General features: G+C 56.1%; 16 protein-coding genes. 5 read left to right on the top strand and 11 right to left on the bottom strand.

Annotation, left to right across the window (positions count from 1 at the left end; genetic code table 11):
- The first annotated feature begins 241 nt into the window (after positions 1 to 241).
- The 5 genes from ROSERS_RS21865 to ROSERS_RS26290 all read left to right on the top strand — a co-directional run bounded on the left by ROSERS_RS21865 (position 242) and on the right by ROSERS_RS26290 (position 1,632).
- A complete protein-coding gene (locus ROSERS_RS21865) occupies positions 242 to 505 on the top strand; it encodes a hypothetical protein (RefSeq protein WP_011958918.1) in 264 nt (87 codons plus the stop codon).
- A 209-nt stretch (positions 506 to 714) separates the two neighbouring features.
- Positions 715 to 852, top strand: a complete 138-nt coding sequence (locus ROSERS_RS26305) for a hypothetical protein (protein WP_157041191.1) — start codon at positions 715 to 717, stop codon at positions 850 to 852.
- Positions 853 to 974: 122 nt separating this feature from the next.
- A complete protein-coding gene (locus ROSERS_RS26300; RefSeq protein ID WP_157041190.1) occupies positions 975 to 1,112 on the top strand; it encodes a hypothetical protein in 138 nt (45 codons plus the stop codon).
- A 122-nt stretch (positions 1,113 to 1,234) separates the two neighbouring features.
- Entirely contained in the window at positions 1,235 to 1,372 is a 138-nt protein-coding gene (locus tag ROSERS_RS26295; protein ID WP_157041017.1) for a hypothetical protein, read from the top strand.
- Positions 1,373 to 1,494: 122 nt separating this feature from the next.
- Positions 1,495 to 1,632 (top strand): hypothetical protein, encoded by a 138-nt coding sequence (locus ROSERS_RS26290; RefSeq protein ID WP_157041189.1) that lies wholly within the window; start codon positions 1,495 to 1,497, stop codon positions 1,630 to 1,632.
- Between the two features lie 168 nt (positions 1,633 to 1,800).
- Here the strand turns inward: ROSERS_RS26290 and ROSERS_RS21860 are convergent, their stop codons facing one another.
- The 11 genes from ROSERS_RS21860 to ROSERS_RS21810 form a co-directional block, all read right to left on the bottom strand.
- A complete protein-coding gene (locus ROSERS_RS21860) occupies positions 1,801 to 3,456 on the bottom strand; it encodes an outer membrane protein assembly factor BamB family protein (protein ID WP_198136331.1) in 1,656 nt (551 codons plus the stop codon).
- A gap of 470 nt (positions 3,457 to 3,926) precedes the next feature.
- Entirely contained in the window at positions 3,927 to 5,639 is a 1,713-nt protein-coding gene (locus ROSERS_RS21855; RefSeq protein WP_011958916.1) for a BNR repeat-containing glycosyl hydrolase, read from the bottom strand.
- Between the two features lie 4 nt (positions 5,640 to 5,643).
- Positions 5,644 to 7,059 carry an O-antigen ligase family protein gene (locus ROSERS_RS21850; protein WP_332249103.1) on the bottom strand — a complete coding sequence of 472 codons (1,416 nt, stop codon included), beginning with the start codon at positions 7,057 to 7,059 and terminating at the stop codon, positions 5,644 to 5,646.
- Between the two features lie 31 nt (positions 7,060 to 7,090).
- Complete coding sequence (locus ROSERS_RS21845) at positions 7,091 to 8,023, bottom strand: glycosyltransferase family 2 protein (protein ID WP_011958914.1); 933 nt, start codon at positions 8,021 to 8,023, stop codon at positions 7,091 to 7,093.
- 33 nt (positions 8,024 to 8,056) lie between these two features.
- A complete protein-coding gene (locus ROSERS_RS21840) occupies positions 8,057 to 9,274 on the bottom strand; it encodes a glycosyltransferase family 4 protein (RefSeq protein ID WP_011958913.1) in 1,218 nt (405 codons plus the stop codon).
- Between the two features lie 10 nt (positions 9,275 to 9,284).
- Positions 9,285 to 10,457, bottom strand: coding sequence for a glycosyltransferase family 4 protein (locus tag ROSERS_RS21835; RefSeq protein ID WP_011958912.1), 1,173 nt, complete (start codon positions 10,455 to 10,457; stop codon positions 9,285 to 9,287).
- Positions 10,458 to 10,466: 9 nt separating this feature from the next.
- Positions 10,467 to 12,011, bottom strand: coding sequence for an efflux RND transporter periplasmic adaptor subunit (locus tag ROSERS_RS21830; RefSeq protein ID WP_011958911.1), 1,545 nt, complete (start codon positions 12,009 to 12,011; stop codon positions 10,467 to 10,469).
- Between the two features lie 238 nt (positions 12,012 to 12,249).
- Positions 12,250 to 13,152 carry a glycosyltransferase family 2 protein gene (locus tag ROSERS_RS21825; protein ID WP_011958910.1) on the bottom strand — a complete coding sequence of 301 codons (903 nt, stop codon included), beginning with the start codon at positions 13,150 to 13,152 and terminating at the stop codon, positions 12,250 to 12,252.
- Positions 13,152 to 14,489, bottom strand: coding sequence for a glycosyltransferase family 4 protein (locus ROSERS_RS21820; protein WP_011958909.1), 1,338 nt, complete (start codon positions 14,487 to 14,489; stop codon positions 13,152 to 13,154). The genes ROSERS_RS21825 and ROSERS_RS21820 overlap by 1 nt, the downstream gene beginning before the upstream one ends.
- Before the next feature lie 21 nt (positions 14,490 to 14,510).
- Positions 14,511 to 15,971, bottom strand: a complete 1,461-nt coding sequence (locus ROSERS_RS21815) for a flippase (RefSeq protein ID WP_011958908.1) — start codon at positions 15,969 to 15,971, stop codon at positions 14,511 to 14,513.
- 29 nt (positions 15,972 to 16,000) lie between these two features.
- On the bottom strand, positions 16,001 to 17,122 hold the full coding sequence (locus ROSERS_RS21810; protein WP_011958907.1) for a glycosyltransferase family 4 protein: 1,122 nt from the start codon (positions 17,120 to 17,122) through the stop codon (positions 16,001 to 16,003).
- Positions 17,123 to 17,190 lie beyond the last annotated feature (68 nt).

Raw genomic sequence — 17,190 nt, 5'->3', positions numbered from 1 at the left:
GTGGCGTTTGTGCGATATTCAAGCGGATATACCGTAGCACGCCGGGATGACGGCGCCCTGTATCGAGGTGGATACCGGGTGATAATTCTGTAACTTTCTTCCGTCGTTGGAACTGTGATGCGCATTGTCATGTTGTGCGCAGGATCGATCGGCTAGTATTTCTGCGAGGGACCTGTTACCCGTCTCGACTTTCGTGTGGAATTTCCCTTGCGTAAGTCGTATTGCCAGATGAGGATCTCGTATGAAACTATTCTTCCCAGGCGTTCCTTACTCATGGGATGCAACGATCGCTGTTGCAACGATCGCTGTTGCTGAGGCATGCGCTGCCGGAACGCCGCTCAACATTGCACTCTACACGGCAGCCGAGCCGATGCATACCAGCAAGTACTTACATTCTTCGGAAGCTGGGGATTTCGCTAATGAAGCGCGTCCCACGCTCATTGTGACCTGGGGCGCGCCGGTAGAGGTGCGGTCGAGAGTGTTCCTGCCGCTGCTGTCGCGATAGCAGTCTCAGATGCGGCGATTGATAGACGTTTCACCTACATCGCTCGCCTGGCGTCTGAAAGCACGGCGCCTGGACACGAAGCCAGCCTGCACGGGCTGAGCGGGTCACTTTTTAGAGCCTATCCGAATAACCTGGCGGCACGCACGGCAATCACGCTGCAGGCGAAAAGGTTCCAGTTTTGCGGATAGGCTCTCAGCACACCGGGTCGCATGACGGTTTCGCGTGGCGGAACGACGAACCTGGTGCGACAGGGTGTTTCCGCTCGCCGCCTGGCGACTGAAGTCGCGGCTGGCAGGCGGGAAGCCCGCCTGCGCGGGCGTGAGGGGGCGCATCCCGCTCGCCCGTAGACCAGCCCGTCGGACTTCCACGTCTTAGAGCCTATCCGAATAACCCGGCGGCGCGCACGGCAATCACGCCGCAGGCGAAAAGGTTACAGTTTTTCGGATAGGCTCTCAGCACACCGGGACGCATGACTGTTTCGAGCGTCGGAACGACGAACCTGGTGCGACAGGGTGTTTCCGCTCGCCGCCTGGCGACTGAAGTCGCGGCTGGCAGGCGGGAAGCCCGCCTGCGCGGGCGTGAGGGGGCGCATCCCGCTCGCCCGTAGACCAGCCCGTCGGACTTCCACGTCTTAGAGCCTATCTGAATAGCCCGGCGGCGCGCACGGCAATCACGCCGCAGGCGAAAAGGTTACAGTTTTGCGGATAGGCTCTCAGCACACCGGGTCGCATGACGGTTGCGAGCGTCGGAACGACGAACCTGGTGCGACAGGGTGTTTCCGCTCGCCGCCTGGCGACTGAAGTCGCGGCTGGCAGGCGGGAAGCCCGCCTGCGCGGGCGTGAGGGGGCGCATCCCGCTCGCCCGTAGACCAGCCCGTCGGACTTCCACGTCTTAGAGCCTATCCGAATAACCCGGCGGCACGCACGGCAATCACGCCGCAGGCGAAAAGGTTACAGTTTTGCGGATAGGCTCTCAGCACACCGGGTCGCATGACTGTTTCGAGTGTCGGAACGACGAACCTTGTGCGACAGGGTGGTTCCGCTCGCCGCCTGGCGACTGAAGTCGCGGCTGGCAGGCGGGAAGCCCGCCTGCGCGGGCGTGAGGGGGCGCATCCCGCTCGCCCGTAGACCAGCCCGTCGGACTTCCACGTCTTAGAGCCTATCCGAATAACCCGGCGGCGCGCACGGCAATCACGCCGCAGGCGAAAAGGTTACCGTTTTTCGGATAGGCTCTTAGTATGCAATTTGTCAGGGGAGGGGTGAAGGCGCCACCTCCACTCCCTCCAAGCACACCAATTATGGTCCCACAGCGATAATCGCACCGTCCACTGTTTTCCAGTAAATCGTTTTGTTACTGATGGCGGCGCTACGTACCGGGCTTGCCGGAGGAAGATCGGGATTGTTCGGATTACCGGTGGAAGAGGACCACCAAAGGTCGTACTGGGGTTGGTTCGTATAGTAGATATAGAAACCGGGATCCTGATTGGGCTCGTTATTCGGCAGAAGCATCGCTTCAGGACAGAAGTAATTGCTCCGGCTCGGACATGTGCCGACACGAATGCCGTTGACAACCGGATAGACCTCTTCGGTGCGGATGGGATTGGTATAACTGCTGCCATACCTGGATGAACGATCAGTAATGCGAAGACTGCCCAGCGTCATCCAGTGCGCATGGAAGATCGTATCTCCCGCCATAGATAATGGGCTTTGCTCGTCGCTGTGGATACGCATCGTCCCTTCATTCCGCCAATCCTGTACAAACCGGATATTTCCGGTCGCAAGATCCATCTCGCCCAACGTCGTATCGTCGCGCGCATCACACGCAGAACCGCCCAACGATTCGCACGCCTGGTATGTGCGCCACAGCACATACGCAACTTCGGAACCATCGCTCATCTTCTTGACAACCGCCTGCGGTCCGACGGTCCAGATACCGTCGCCGACTCCGCCCACCGCAATCGGAGCAACATATTTCCTGGCGCCGGTATCGAGATCCAGAACATAGAACGACTCAAAATCCGGTCGCTGTGTCAACAGCGAGCGGATTTCTTCCACCGTGCGCGGTGCAGTATTGTTCGGAGAGCCAGCATTCATGTACTGTCGCTCTTGCGAGCGATAGGTACGGACGATAACCACGTTATTCACATCTGATACCACCGGGTAGGTGTCCAGGAAAGCCAGATTGTCGCCACGATCCTCAGGATCGAAACCCGGAACGCCATTTTGCCGCCAGCGACGCGATCCGTCACCGATCTGCAGCGCGTGCACAGAAGGACGAGGAGTTCCTTCGACCAGAATAATCACAAGACCGCCATACCTGGACGAGTATGCGGGTGAACCGTAGAGGGCGCCACCAGCATTGTACGACCATCGTGGCTGTAACGACACTTTATCCAGGGCGTAGAAGGTTCCGTTTGTCGATCCAACATAGAGCGTATTATCGACCAGAAGCGGCGCCATGTGGATCTGCCCGCCAGCATTGAAATTGCCCAGAATTACGCCATCGGCGGAATTCAGACGATACAAACGCCCGTTGGTCGAACCCACATAAACACTGCGTGTCGCATGGTCATACGCAGCAGTATTCAGGATCTGCCCGCCAATGCTGGTTGACCACACCACATCACCGGTCGCCTCGGAGAGTGCCCGAACAATGCCGTCGTAGTGTCCAATATACACTTTGCCATCACCGGTAATGGGCTGCACACCGCGTGGTAAACGCAGATGCCCCGGCGCCGGCGTCCCATCTCTTCCTTTCGGAGGTCCGTTCCAGATCCACTTCACGCGCCACGGTTTGGGCAGATCTACCGGCACATAGGCAGTACGCTGCGGATTGCCTGCCAGTTGAGTCCACTCAAGAGCCGCTGTGCCACCGCCCAGAACCAGTGGCAGATAGACAACCTGCGTACTTGCAGGAACCGCAAAAGGAGTGGCGTAATCGACGCGACTCAACGAATATGCTGTAGATTGACCGGGTATTGAGCACGATGAAATAATGACAATAATCACCATCATCGAACTAAAAAATACAGAAAACCTCAGATTCGCAAGATATTTCCTCATATATCCCACTCCTCGAATTAAAGTCCATACAACCACGACATAATCTCGCAATCCTTGCGTCTTCTCCAAAACGAGCCAGATAAGCAAACATGCTTATAAAACCTGGTTCGTCTATCCCTCACACCAACCTGGCAGCGTGACCATCATACTACACTACTGGACCGGATGCAATTAAATCGATGTGAATTTCAGACTCGAGTTTAGACAAATCATTTTTCCCCGACCGATGTATCAGGGGAGGAACAGCACCTTGCCCAACCGGATTTCAGGCGATTTGTGGACGGCAGAACCGCGTCACGCGAGTTGCACGCTTCCGGTTAAGTGTTCAACCTCGTCCAATTCCAGCCTATTTTGAGAACTTATATGCGCCAGCGCATACCGCGTGAGTGAGCGATTGCTACGATTGCTACGAAGGCAAGCACCGGCAGTAACGCAATGCTCATGACGGTCAGTGCCACCGACTCCCAGGCTGGATATCCATTCGGTGGCGGGACTTGCTGTATCGCTGATGGTAACGGGGTCGGCGAAGGCGCAGGCGATGGAATGATTGTAGGGGTTGGTCCGTCAGTTGGCGCAGGAGTAAACGTTGGCGCTGCCGGCAATGGCAGTGCATCGATAGTCGCGCTGCTATACCACACCCGATAGTTCGCATTATCACTCTTGAAAATGTCTTCATCGCTACGCGTGAACCAGACGAGATGCAACTGCTGTCCGTGCACGACGAGGCGTGGCCATTCGGGATACAAGTCATTCGCAACAACAACTTCTGGACGAGACCAGTAAGCGCCATTCCAGACCAGATGCAGCAGTGAGGGCTTCTGGCGGTTCGTCGGAGCATTCCCTGTATCCAGCAAACCGGAGAGAATAAGATGGACATTTCCCGAGCCATCGGTAGCCATCGTGTATGCATCCCATGGTGTTTCTCTAAGGTCACGTGCGCGCACGCCATGGAGTATACGCGGATTGCTCCAGGTTATACCATTGTCACGTGAAACCTGATAGTAAATCCGATCAGTTCGTGTGCTGCGGTACACAACAATCGGATCACGGTGCTGAAAAAGTCCAAGCGTCGTTTGCTGCGGCGCATCGCTGAGCGATTCAATGAGTGGATTCGCGGGAGTTTCTGTAGAGGGTGGAGTGACTGTTTGGGTTGGCAACGCAACTGACGTTGAAAGCAGGGTCGGCTGAAGGGAAGATTGCCCTTCGGCGAGTGTAAAACGCACTACAGTATTCCACGTGATACCGCCATCGCTTGAATAGCGATACCCGCCAGCAAGAGGGGCGCCTTTGCCAGTTATATTATCAAAGCCAATATCCCATACGACATGAATCCCATCCTGCAGATCAATAGCAATGTGCGGTTTGGTCGTTCCATCAAACGAATCCGCCAGATTGACAGGCGCCGACCAGGTCAGCCCGCCATCTTGCGAATTGCGATAGAAGAGGTTAGCGCAGTACGGGCACAAGGTATACCGTGATCGTTCTTCCGAAACTACGACCTCCGTCCATACCACGTGCAATGTTCCTTTACTATCAACCGCCAGTTCAACATAGTACGGTCCGCTCGAGCCATTTATCCTTCTCGGATCGCGCCAGGCAAACGGGCGAAATGCCTGCACAGGATCCGCGCTGCTGAAAAAGATGCGTTCGCTGCTCCGGAAAGCAACGTGGAGATTCCCATCATGACCAGTTACAATACTGTTTCGGACAGCCGCTCCGCCCAAACCGGAAAAAAGAATATCATTTGCTGGCGACCACTTGCCATTTCGATACACGGCATACATCAACAGATCCATAACATTGGCAAGATTTGAACCAGCACTAAATCCACTATCCTCGGTGAGCGGTCGACCGCTAGCCCACACGACATGCACACTGCCATCCGCCGCAACAGTCAGGCTTGGAAACCATGAGGACCTCGCCCCAACCGAAAGATCTACCGGTTGTGACCAACGTGTCGTCTGCCCATGTACAGTTGTGTGCAAGCCGATAAAAGCGCCTATCAACCCAATAAGCAGGGTTGCAGCGATCAAAAACTTACGATAGTAGCGGATAGTGTGATGTCTATTCATACCATCATCTCTGGGTATTCGAGACGTTCTCCTGTGCTTGCTGCCTGGTCAGGATCGTTCGTATGCTGATCAACATTCCTAACCATATCCATGTGTACACTGTGTATTTGAAGCCTGTAATGGTTTGATTATAGACGAACGGCAGCACCCAATCGCCGAAAAACATCGCAACCTGAGCGCAGATCCACCCGGTAGTGATCGTCACTGCGAGAACATGGAGCAATCCAGGAGGAGTTTGTTTGATAAGACGCCAACCCTCGCGAAGACCTGCCAAACTCAACCAAAACCACACGATGGCACCTAAAATACCGAACTGAGCGATAATATCTAAATGATTGTTATGAGTGGAACGAGCATCATGCGGAAAGTACGTCATGTAATATGCTGCATATCCCCCTGGACCGGTACCGAACAACCAGTGATCACCAACTACACGTAAATTTATCTCCCACATGCTAATTCGCCCATCACTACCCTCTTCAAGTTCATCATTAACAACCTGCATCACCAGTTCACTGTTGAGAACGAGAGCAATAATTACAGTCATTAGTAGAATAAAAAATGCGTGCCTTGAACGCAACCATGTCACGATGAATAAACCAATAGTTGTCGGAACCCATCCTGACTTCCAGGTTATATTAATGACAATTGCTAAGTACATTTGTATCAAAACCAATCCAATCAGAAGAATTCGCCACCGTAAACGAAGTCTTGGGTGGAATAGAGCCAGAGCATAAGCCGATATAGTCGACCATAAACCACCCAAGCCGTGTGGGTTTAAGGGAAAAGGAGATATCTTGAATATTAACAACATCGTCGAGATTCCACCAAGGACAAGAAACAATCCCAAGATAAACTTCAGACGCCCGCTCGTCTGGACAAAGTTACCGATCAACAGAGCTGATCCAATAGATCCTAGAAATGAAAGCAAAGATGCAAATTGAACGATTAGAAATCGATCACCGCCAACACGTTCCATAAGCAGAATAGGATCGCGCCAGATAATACCCCACACCAATGAGACAATACAGATGATCCCGAAAACGATCAATGGTCGATTGAGCGGCGTCGATGCCAGTCGCCACTGATGACGAATAATCATTGACGTTATCCAGATCGCGCAGAGACCAAGGGTAGCGATAAGAGAGACGGGAACTCTTGAATAGTTGCCCGCAGGTATATCATAAACTGCAATCCATGCCGTCAGTGGAATCGACAGGACAGCTATATCGAAACGCCGAAGCACAAAGATTATTGCCGCTACAATGATCGGTAAGCTTCCAATTATGAGCACACGATAATTATGGCCCAATCCAGCCATAACACCTATCGCAAGGCTTAGGGTCATCACAATCGTAATCGTGATACCAATGATCACCATCGAGCGTTGTGAAATGGTTGTTGTGAGCCGCGTAATCATGGAATACACGCAAATTCAATACTTATACAACTTAGAATACCCTTACCAGACACAGCAGCGAACCATAATCTCGTACAATATCTCGCATATCATCCCTACGCTGAAGAAAAAACAAAATCATCCCCAGAGAAATACGCATGAAAGCCGAGAAATGTAAAACGGTCTTATATCTCTTTACCACCTCTTCTCCGTAATGTTTGCGAAAAAATTTTACTCTACTTTGATAAAGTCTCAGGAACGACTCACGTCGTATTCTTCGGGAACTCCCGCCCCATAGATGTATTGCCGAAAAATGAGGAAGATAATAGTTTTTCAATCCCTCTTTCTGAATACGGTAACAAAGATCGATTTCCTCTGAATACATAAAAAATTGCTCATCAAAAAGTCCAATACGTCTGACAACATCGCTTCTTACCATCAGACATGCACCCATGAGCGAGTCAACAGCTCGTGTGTCGTTCATGTCCCAATAGGTCATCTGATATTTACCAAAATAACGACTCCTCGAAAAGAGTCGGTCGAGGAATAAAGCACTCCACAATTCTGTTACCAGCGTGGGAAACGCGAAGCATGAACGCTGCAATGTTCCATCTTCGTAGTAGAGACGACATCCAACTGACCCTGCATCCGGATGGGCATCCATAAACGCGACCATGCCATCGACTGTGCCTTCGTGAACAAATGCGTCGGTGTTCAAGAGCAGAATATAGCGTCCTTCGACCAGTTCCAGCGCCTGGTTATTCGCCCGTGCAAAGCCAACATTTTTGCTATTGACCAGCAGCGTTGTCTGAGGAAACTGCTGGCGCACCATTGCAACACTGCCATCCGAAGAGGCATTGTCAACAACGATGACCTGCATTGCCACCTTATGCGTCGTTGTAAATAAGGCGCTGAGCGCTCTCTCAAGCAGAGCGCATCCGTTCCAATTGACAAGAATGACCGATACATCCGTCTGATGACTCATAGAAACTATCTCTCAATGATCCGCAACACCTTTTCAGGCATGCGTGCTATAAACAGATCGTCTACCCGAATGCTGGCGAATGATTTCCTCGATTAACTCATTCATCTGTTGACCGATGATTCGCCAGTCGTACAACTCTGCCACGCGACGACGCCCGGCTTCCGCCAGACGCGCGCGCAATTCCGGTTGATCAAGAATGCGCAGCGTTGCGTCTACAAATTCATCGGTAGTTGGCGCAACCAGGACATGAATATCATCATCAAGCGCCAGACCCTCGATGCCTTTTGGCGTTGAAACGACCGGAACGCCGAGTGCGAGCGCTTCGAGCACCTTGAGTCGCGTCCCGCCGCCTGATCGCAGGGGCACGACTTCACACCAGGAACGCGCGATAACCGGGCGAACATCAGGAACGTAGCCGGTAAACTCGACGCCCTCTATCTGTGGCAGCGCCGTTCTGAGCGTCGGCGGGGCATTGCCGGTCACCACAAATCGCACTTCCGGTCGCTGCGCCTTTACGCGTGGAAAAATATCACGCAGAAAATAATCAACGGCATCAAAATTGGCGTCGAATGTTAGTGCACCGGGATAGATCAGCGTATCCGGTTGGGGCGCGCCCCAATCCTGATCACCGACACTCACATCGGTTCCGTTCGGCAGAACGTAAACCGTCGCACCCGGCGCGATTGCATGGGTCAATCGTTGCTCATTCACAGAAACAACAGTACAGGCATCGAAGTGACCAAGCAAACGGCGGATGTATGCCGTCTGTTTGCGCCACGTTAACCATGCGCGCAACCGATGGTGCGGCATTTTCTGAAGATGCACGTGGGTGTAGAAATTTCCAACTTCGAGTTCTTCGAGCAACCGCGGAACGCCCGGTACGCTTAGAGCATACCGCGCGACGCCGGTTTGAAAGGCGATCACCATATCAGGCGCATCGGTTGCAGCACGTCGCACACACGCATCGAATGCCGCGCTCCAGGTGGCACGAAAAGAACTTGGTTCCGGGTGCCACAGGCTCAGGATTTGTTCTCCCGGACGCGGTCGCCATACCGGTTGAGGGATTGCCTCGACTGCGGTGCATATCTCGCGCATTCTTCGGATCTGCGCTTCGGTAACCGGCTCCTGAAAGAACGAAATGAGGTGAATATCGTGGCGCTGCGCCATTGCGCGCAGTAAACTGGCAATACGCAGCCGCGAGCCGTTGTCTGCCGGTTCGGGCCACCAGGATGTGAGTGCAAGGATGCGCATCGTTGTTCCTTCAACGCCCCGCTTTCACGGCGGCAGAAGCGCGATACGCCATCTGTGCCGCCTGTTCATAACTCTCCAGAATGCGCTGTGCGGTCTTGCGCCAGCTGAACCGCGCCGCATGAGCGAAACCACGTTCGCGCCAATGGGATGCTTCCGCCGGATTGGTCAGCAATCGCTCCAGGTATCCCGCAAGGGTGGTATCGTCCTCGGCATCCATCACCAGCGCTGCTCCCCCGGAAACCTCTGGCAGTGGTCCTCGATCCGAGACAATCACCGGCGCGCCGCAGATCATTGCTTCCAGCACAGGAATGCCGAAACCCTCAAACCACGAAGGGAAGACGAACACTTCTGCCATGCTGTACAGGGCGATCAGGTCGGGGCGCGGCGGGTTGATCAGCAGTGCTGCGCCATCACGTTCGACCGCCTCGAAGACCACCGGCAGCGGCGCAGGATGGCGCGAAAAGAAGACGATCCGATGGCTCTGGCGCAGCGACGCTGGCAATCGCCGCCAGGCGCGCACCAGCACACCGGGATTCTTCAGCGCATCCGCGAGAACGAACGGCTGATCGATCCCATAACGCTGGCGGACAGCGGTAAGGACGGCTTCGTCACTCATCCGGCGCATATCCGGCGTCGGTGCGTGCGGAATGGGGATGATGCGCTGCGGATCAAATCGGCAGTACCGCAGAATATCCTGTTTCGCGTGCTCCGAAACGGTCAGGATCATATCGGCATCACGCAGCATCAACCGCGAACCGACATACAGATAGACTGTCATCGCCATTGAACGGAGTGTGCGCCGCGAACCGGAACTGAACAATGTCTCCCGGAGCGGCATGATCGTCAGCGCATCGTGGAGCGTCACCACCACCCGCGCGCCGGGAACGCGAAAACCATAGTTTGCCGGATAATGCACCACATCGAGGCGGTCACGCGCCATTGCGCGCCGCAGACCAATGTAGTCCAGATACACGCTCGATTGCGGACCTCGATACGGGAGCAATCGCAGCGTCACATGGGGCGGCAGATCGTTCAGTTCAAAAGGACGCTTGGTGTCGGCGTAGAGAACGATCTGGTGATCGGCAGCGATCGCGCACAATTCTGCGACGAAATGTTTGATATAGGTATGAACGCCGCCAACCAAACCGTGCGACAGATAGCGCACATCGATGCCGATCCGCATATCTCGCTCCTACTGCCCGATGACAACGTCGCCTTCGTTCAGACCGCTGAGGATTTCCACCTGATCCGCCGTTGTCAATCCTGTTTGAATATCGACCCGCTCCGGGCGATCCCCGCGCTGCACCAGCACGTAACTGCGCGAGTCGGCGCGAATGGCTTTTGGCGGCAACCAGAGCACGCCTTCGCGCCGCGCCAGAACGACCGTCACCGTTGCTGCGTCTCCCGTCTCGAGTTGCAGGTCGGCTGGCTCATAGGCGATGTGGTAGCCGCTCAGGGCCGCAGCGCTGTTCGAGCTGCCGCCGGGAATGCTGGTGACCGTACCCTGGTATGTCACACCCGGATAGCGGGCGAAGGAGATCGACACCGGTTGCCCGGCAACCAGCGGCGCCGAACTGCTCGTGACCAGCACTTCCAGTGCATCGGATGCGACCGACGGATCCAGCGCGATGAAGGCCGGTTCTCCGGCGCGAATGACCGATCCGGGCGCAACATTCACTGCCAGAATGCGCCCATTGAAACCGGCGACCAGTTTGAGCGCCTCGATCTGGCGCCGAATATCATCAACCCCCTGTTTCGCTTCTTCGACTGCGCGCTCAAGTTGGGGATCGACACGAATATTGCTGCGTGCCTGCTCGACCGCCAGTTCCGCCACGGCGACGGCGCGCCGCGCTTCGGCGACTTTGAGCGGGTCAGGACCTTTGAGCAACTCATCGAGCGTGGTTTGCGCCAGCATCACCTGCGCTTCGGCTGCCTGCACCGCAGCGATTTCGTTGTTGCGCGCAGTATCGTACTCGATCTGGAGCCGCGCGACTTCTTCTTCCGCCGCGCGCAGCGCATCACCCGCTCTGGCGAGACGTTCCTGCGCCCTGTTGTCGGTTTTGTCCTGCTCTGCGGCGTATGAAGCGGCGCTAAACTCCGCCTGGGCGGCGATCAGGCGTTTCTGCGCCTGCTGGAGAGCAAGTTCGGCGCGCGTTTTGACTGCCGATGCATCGTTGCGCGCACGGTCGCGCGCTGCCTCAGCCTGCTGAAGCGCGGCGCGGGCTGCGGCAATTTTGGTGGCGTCGGGCGGGGCGAGCAGTTGCGCCAGCGCCGTGCGCGCCACTTCCAGGTCGATCTCAGCGCGTCGCAGCGGAAAGCGCATCTCACCGAGCGCGCGGTCGAGTTGCTGTTGCGCCAGTGTGTATTGCTGCTTCGCCTGCGCCAGGCGATCCTCCAGTTCACCCGCCTCCAGTTCCGCCAGCACCTGACCTCTGGTGATTTCGGTATCGGGCGTCACATAGACCGCTTTGACCACGCCATCGACGGCGAAGAAGAGTTCACGCTCACCAACGGCTGCAACTCGTCCCTGCAACTCTACGCTTCGCTCGATGGTCCCGCGCTGAACGGTATACGTCGTCAACGCCGGGCGCGTTGGCGTCGGGATTGCAGTGGGGACAGGGGTCGCCGTCGCCGGAGGCGTCCAGGTCTCGGGGGTTGCCGGCGCCGATGCCAGCGGGCCGCATGCAGCCAGGACAATGCTCCCAATCAGTGCTAAGCCAACAATAATCTTCCGCATAACCGCGCTCTCCTTCCACGGATGCCGTGCCTGCATTCCCGACAGGCGAACCTGAAAAGACTATAGCACGCAGGGGTGACGGCGCACTAAATGGGCGGGGAGGATGACTAACGAAATTGTCATTGTCAGGCGTTGAACGTTAAAACGTTGAACGTTGAACGTTCCAACCTTCAACCTTCCAACCTTCAACCTTCAACCTTCCAACCTTCAACCTTCCAACCTTCAACCTTCAACACTCTCACACCATCTCCCACTTCCCAAACCGTCCACGCCAGAAGTCCATCCAGGCATGGCGCATACCGACGCGTCCGGGGCGTGTGCGCCATTTCGGGCGCACCACCAGGCTCAGGTAGGTGCGCAGATCCTGAACGAACAGCGCGTGCAGCCATGCACTGAGCGGCGCACCGGTTGCCCGCAGGAACAGGAGCCGGTTGCGGGTCATATAGTACGCCAGATACTCTTTGTCAAAACGCGCATTGAGCGGTATTTTATGCAGCACGCGCGATTGTGGGACGTGGACGATCCGGAAACCGGCGCGCCGGATGCGGACACACCATTCCGTTTCTTCGAAGTACATAAAGAAGCGTTCATCGAGTAATCCGGCGCGTTGCAGCGCGGCGCGTTTCACCAGCAGTGCGCATCCGGTCACGAAATCGACGTCGGCTGGCTCGCAGTACTGTCCGCTATCGACTTCATTCGTGCGCATTCGCGCAATACCATGTCTCCAGTCAATCATCCCGCCAGCCGACCAGATCAGGTCGGGACGTTCATAGTAGGTGATCGTCGGTCCTGCCGCGCCGATGTCCGGATCTGACCCGGCGACATCAATCAGGCGCGTCAGGAAATCAGGCGCAACTTCGGTGTCGTTGTTGAGCAGCAGCGCATAGTCGTACCCGTGACGGAGCGCATAGCGCAAACCGACGTTATTTCCTGCGGCGAATCCCAGATTCGCGCCGTTCTCTATCACCGTCACCTGTGGAAACTGCGCGCGCACCGCCTGCGGCGTGCCATCGCTCGAAGCGTTATCGACGACCAGCAGATCAAATGACGGGTACTCCACGCGCTGCAACGACTCCAGGCATGCCAGGGTGTCGGCGATTCCGTTGTAGCAGAGGATGATGATCACAACATCGGGAGACATTACACCACCTTGCTGGACGGACTGTTGCGTTGCTGACAGAGACGTTCATAGATACCGAGCAGATCCTCTGCCTCTTGATCGATGCTCCGCGGCGGTCGGACGCCTCTGCGCAACTTTGGTAAAAGGTCAGTATCATCGATTAACAACTGCATCTGTCGTGCCAGATCTCTGGCGTCTGCCGCCTTGAAGTGTAGCCCGTTCTCCGCATGGTTCACCAACTCCTTCATCCCTGCCATCGCCGCAGTTATCACCGGTTTTCCAGCAGCGTAAGACTCCAAAATCACAAGTGGATTGTTCTCGTAGCAGAGCGATGGTAGCACGGTGACATCGAAGCCAGCGAACACTTCTGCAACGCGGGATGGCTCGAAACGACCGTGGAAGTGAATGCGATCATCACCTCGCGCTTTTTGGCGTAACTCTCTGACATAAGCAGGATACGCATCAGTATTACCGTATATGTGTAACTCAACAGGTCTTTCCCGGTTATTCAACAGGCGGAACGCTTCAATAAGCAGATGCACCCCTTTATGAGGAGCAACCAGGCCAATAAATCCAAAACGCAGTATACCATCATGCTGCGCTGATAGCACTTTCTGGAAAGGAGCAAGATCGATCCCTCCGCGTAAAACGATCATTCGCCCGGCCTGGAAATATTCGGCAAAGCGACTGGCAAGATACATTGATGGCGCAATCACGATATCTGGTAAACTCAGGGACTCCATTAGAGTTGAACGGCGCTCTGCAATAGCCTCCCTTTGGGGAATAAGCATTAACAACTGCGCAAGACGACCCGCAAGACCACCGGTCAGGTGATCGGCAATGTGATAGCGTCGTTTTTCAAGGAGCATACACCATGCGCAACCGGCTGGATCGTCAGGGATCGCGGTGCAGATGCTGCCATCACCACGTTGTAGCATAATACGCGGGCAAAGAAACCAGTGGTCATGGAGTGTGAGCACTGTTGGTATACCCGCGCTGACAGCAGCGCGGAGTGGCGCTACTCCGATCAGATAGCCCGCCTGAAAGTGAACAACATCGGGATGCTCCCGCTGCACATAGTCGGCAAACCACGCTCCAAGCGGAGCATAGTCATAGAGCATGCCCAAGCCCTCGGAGACGCAGTCACGCGGCAACCTGAGGCGCCACACGGGAACATCATGGTAGAAATCTCTTTCCGCCTCGACCTGGATAGCGTGATCTCCATCTAGCGACTCGACGCATACGATTTCGACGCTATGCCCCCGAGCACGAAACAGGTTGGACAGCCTCAAGGTATAGAGTTCAGCCCCCCCAACGTGTTTCGGCAAAAAGTGGTGTACTGGCAGAACGATTTTCATCTTTCACCATAACCTTTAGCATCATATTTGCTTGACCGCCCGCCGCGCCGCCAGCATGCTCCGCACAAATGCCGCTTCATCCGGACCGACAACCCGCATTGCCAGCAGCAACCCGCCGTAGAGCGCCCCACCGACAGCAATTGTCGCCAGCACCGGCAGGTTGCGCGTCAGATAGACCAGCGCCGCCATTGCGACGACCGCCAGCGCTGAGCGCAGAAGTGCGCTCCATTGCATTCGCCCCAGCAGGTCGCGCGTCAACCAGATATACTGGAGCACCAGCACTGCCTCGGTTGCGACTGTGACGGTCGCCGCAGCCACAACACCGAACATCGGAATAAACAGAAGGTTGGCGACGACATTGAGGCTGCTGCTGACAATGATCGAGCGCGCGACCAGCGCCTCGCGCCCGGCAATGACGACCACATAACCGAGGAATTCGGAGAGGAACATCAACGGCAGCACCCAGATCAGGATGGCGAAGAGCGGAGCGGACGGTGCGTAAGCCGCACCGAACAAGAGTTCTACCAGCGGACCGGCGACGATGAAACCACCGACTGCAATCGGCAGCGCCACCACCATCAGGTAGCGCAACACACGCTCGTATACCAGCGGCAACGTCTCCGGCGCCGTTACCGACTGCCGCGAGAGCGAGGGGTAGAGCGCGGTGTTGAGAACATTCGACAGCGTCACCAGCGAGAAGATCAGATTGTATGCAGCATTGTAATAGCCGGTCGTCGTATCGCCCTCGTAAATGTTGAGCAGCACCGTATCGAAGCGGTATGAAATCCCCAGGGTCAGACCGATGACGCCGAACGGAAATGCAGCGCGTAACAGCGGCAGCCAGCGTCGCCAGGTCACGCGACCGGGACGCACCCCCAGTCGCCAGACTGCGCGAACGACCAGCGCTGTCATAAGGGTCACCCCGATCATCGTTGCGATGATCAGACCGTAGTAGCCGAACCCCAGCCAGAGCGCCAGCCCGCCGATCAGCACAAACGCGAGTTGATTGACAACCTGCATGCCTGACACCAGATCGAGGCGCTCATACCCGGAGAGCACTGCTTCGCTGCTGCCGTGGACGGCGTAGATCAGCACGGTGAACGAGTTGATCGCAATCGCTCCAATCATCAGAAGCGGTCGTCCAGTCAGGATTGCAGCGCTGACTACCAGAATCCCCGCAATGACCGACAGGATCAGGCGCATGGTCAGCACATCGGCATACAGCGCCTGAATGCGCTCTTTGCCGTCGGGCTGGTCGCGCAGGCGCGCCACTTCGCGCACCGTGTACGGGCTTAACCCAAGATCGGCAATGAACAGGAAGACGCTGCCAAAACCGAGCACGGCGGCATACTGTCCGAAATCGGTCGCGCCCAGGTTGCGGATGATCAGCACCGAGAACGCGAACGAGAGAAGTTTCATACTGATATGCGCCGCCATACCGACGATCGAGTTGCGGAGCACAGTGGTTGCGAGTTGGTTCATAGCAATGTGTGTTGCTGGCAAGAATTCGGTTATTTCGTCAATCGCTCGTGCAGCGAAGGCGCCGTTTTTGCGGATCGATTGCCAGATTCCGACTGCTCAGGATGCACCATCTGTTTAACCAGCGTCACGACCCGATCCAGCCACTGATCGAGCGAATGGCGACTTGCGATCCACTCGCGTGCATTGCGTCCCATACGCACCACCCGCTGCGGGTCGTTCCACAGCATGTCAATTGCTTCTGCCATGCCCCGGTCATCACCCGGCTCGACCAGTATGCCGGTCTCACCATCGACGAGATATTCGCTCAGACCCGGTCGGCGCGTGGCAATGACCGGTTTGCCCATCGCCTGGGCTGCCTGGACGGACGTACAACCTGCGCTCCACTGCGTCGATGCCTTAATCGGCACAACGATAAAGCGACTCTCTGCGTAGCACCGCCGCAGTTCGTTGGGATGAACGAAGGGTTGGAGCGTCACATTTGGCGGCAACGTTTCATCCTCATGACCGCCACGCCGCTGAACCCATGTGCTGCCCACCCGCAGGTGACAGGGAATGTGCGGCAGGCGCCGCATGGCGCGAATGAGTGTTGGATAGTTGCGGTACGACAACCCCAGGCTCTGGATGAACGCCTCACGCCCGGTTGATGGTTGCGCTGGCTTGTAGAAATCGACATCGACCGGCGTATGGAGCGCTACCACTTGCGACGCTCGAAGCCCAAGCGCCACCCGCATCCCTTCCGCTTCGGCGCGGCTGATGGCGGCGACAATATCCCAGCGATCCTGTAAACGCAATGCCCTGATCAACCCCAACTTGAACCGCGACATACCGTGATGAACGATCACCAGGTGACGGATGCGCCGGTCGAGCAGACGCGCAAGTGGGATGCCAACCCGCTCCGAAAGACTCATCACTGCATCATATCCGCCACGTTTCGCCAGATGCGCCACCGCCAGCGCCTGACGAATGTCAAGACGACACATGTCCTCGACCCGGCGGCACAGGCGGCGTGACGGCAGCGCGTTATAGTCGTGGTACACCGTCCTGAAGCGCTGCGCCAGTTCCAGATAATCGACACGCTGATGGCGCCCGGCGCGCACCTCATCATTGAGTCCCGACGGCGTTGCGTTGGTTGCAACTATTAGAACGCGCATTCCTGCGCTCCATCGTCTCTGATTTGCATCGTCGTGTCACAACGGCTTGCGCACTGCAATCGCAACAG

This window comes from Roseiflexus sp. RS-1 (genome assembly GCF_000016665.1).
Classification (GTDB): Bacteria; Chloroflexota; Chloroflexia; order Chloroflexales; family Roseiflexaceae; genus Roseiflexus.
This window is presented reverse-complemented; position numbering and strand designations above follow the sequence as displayed.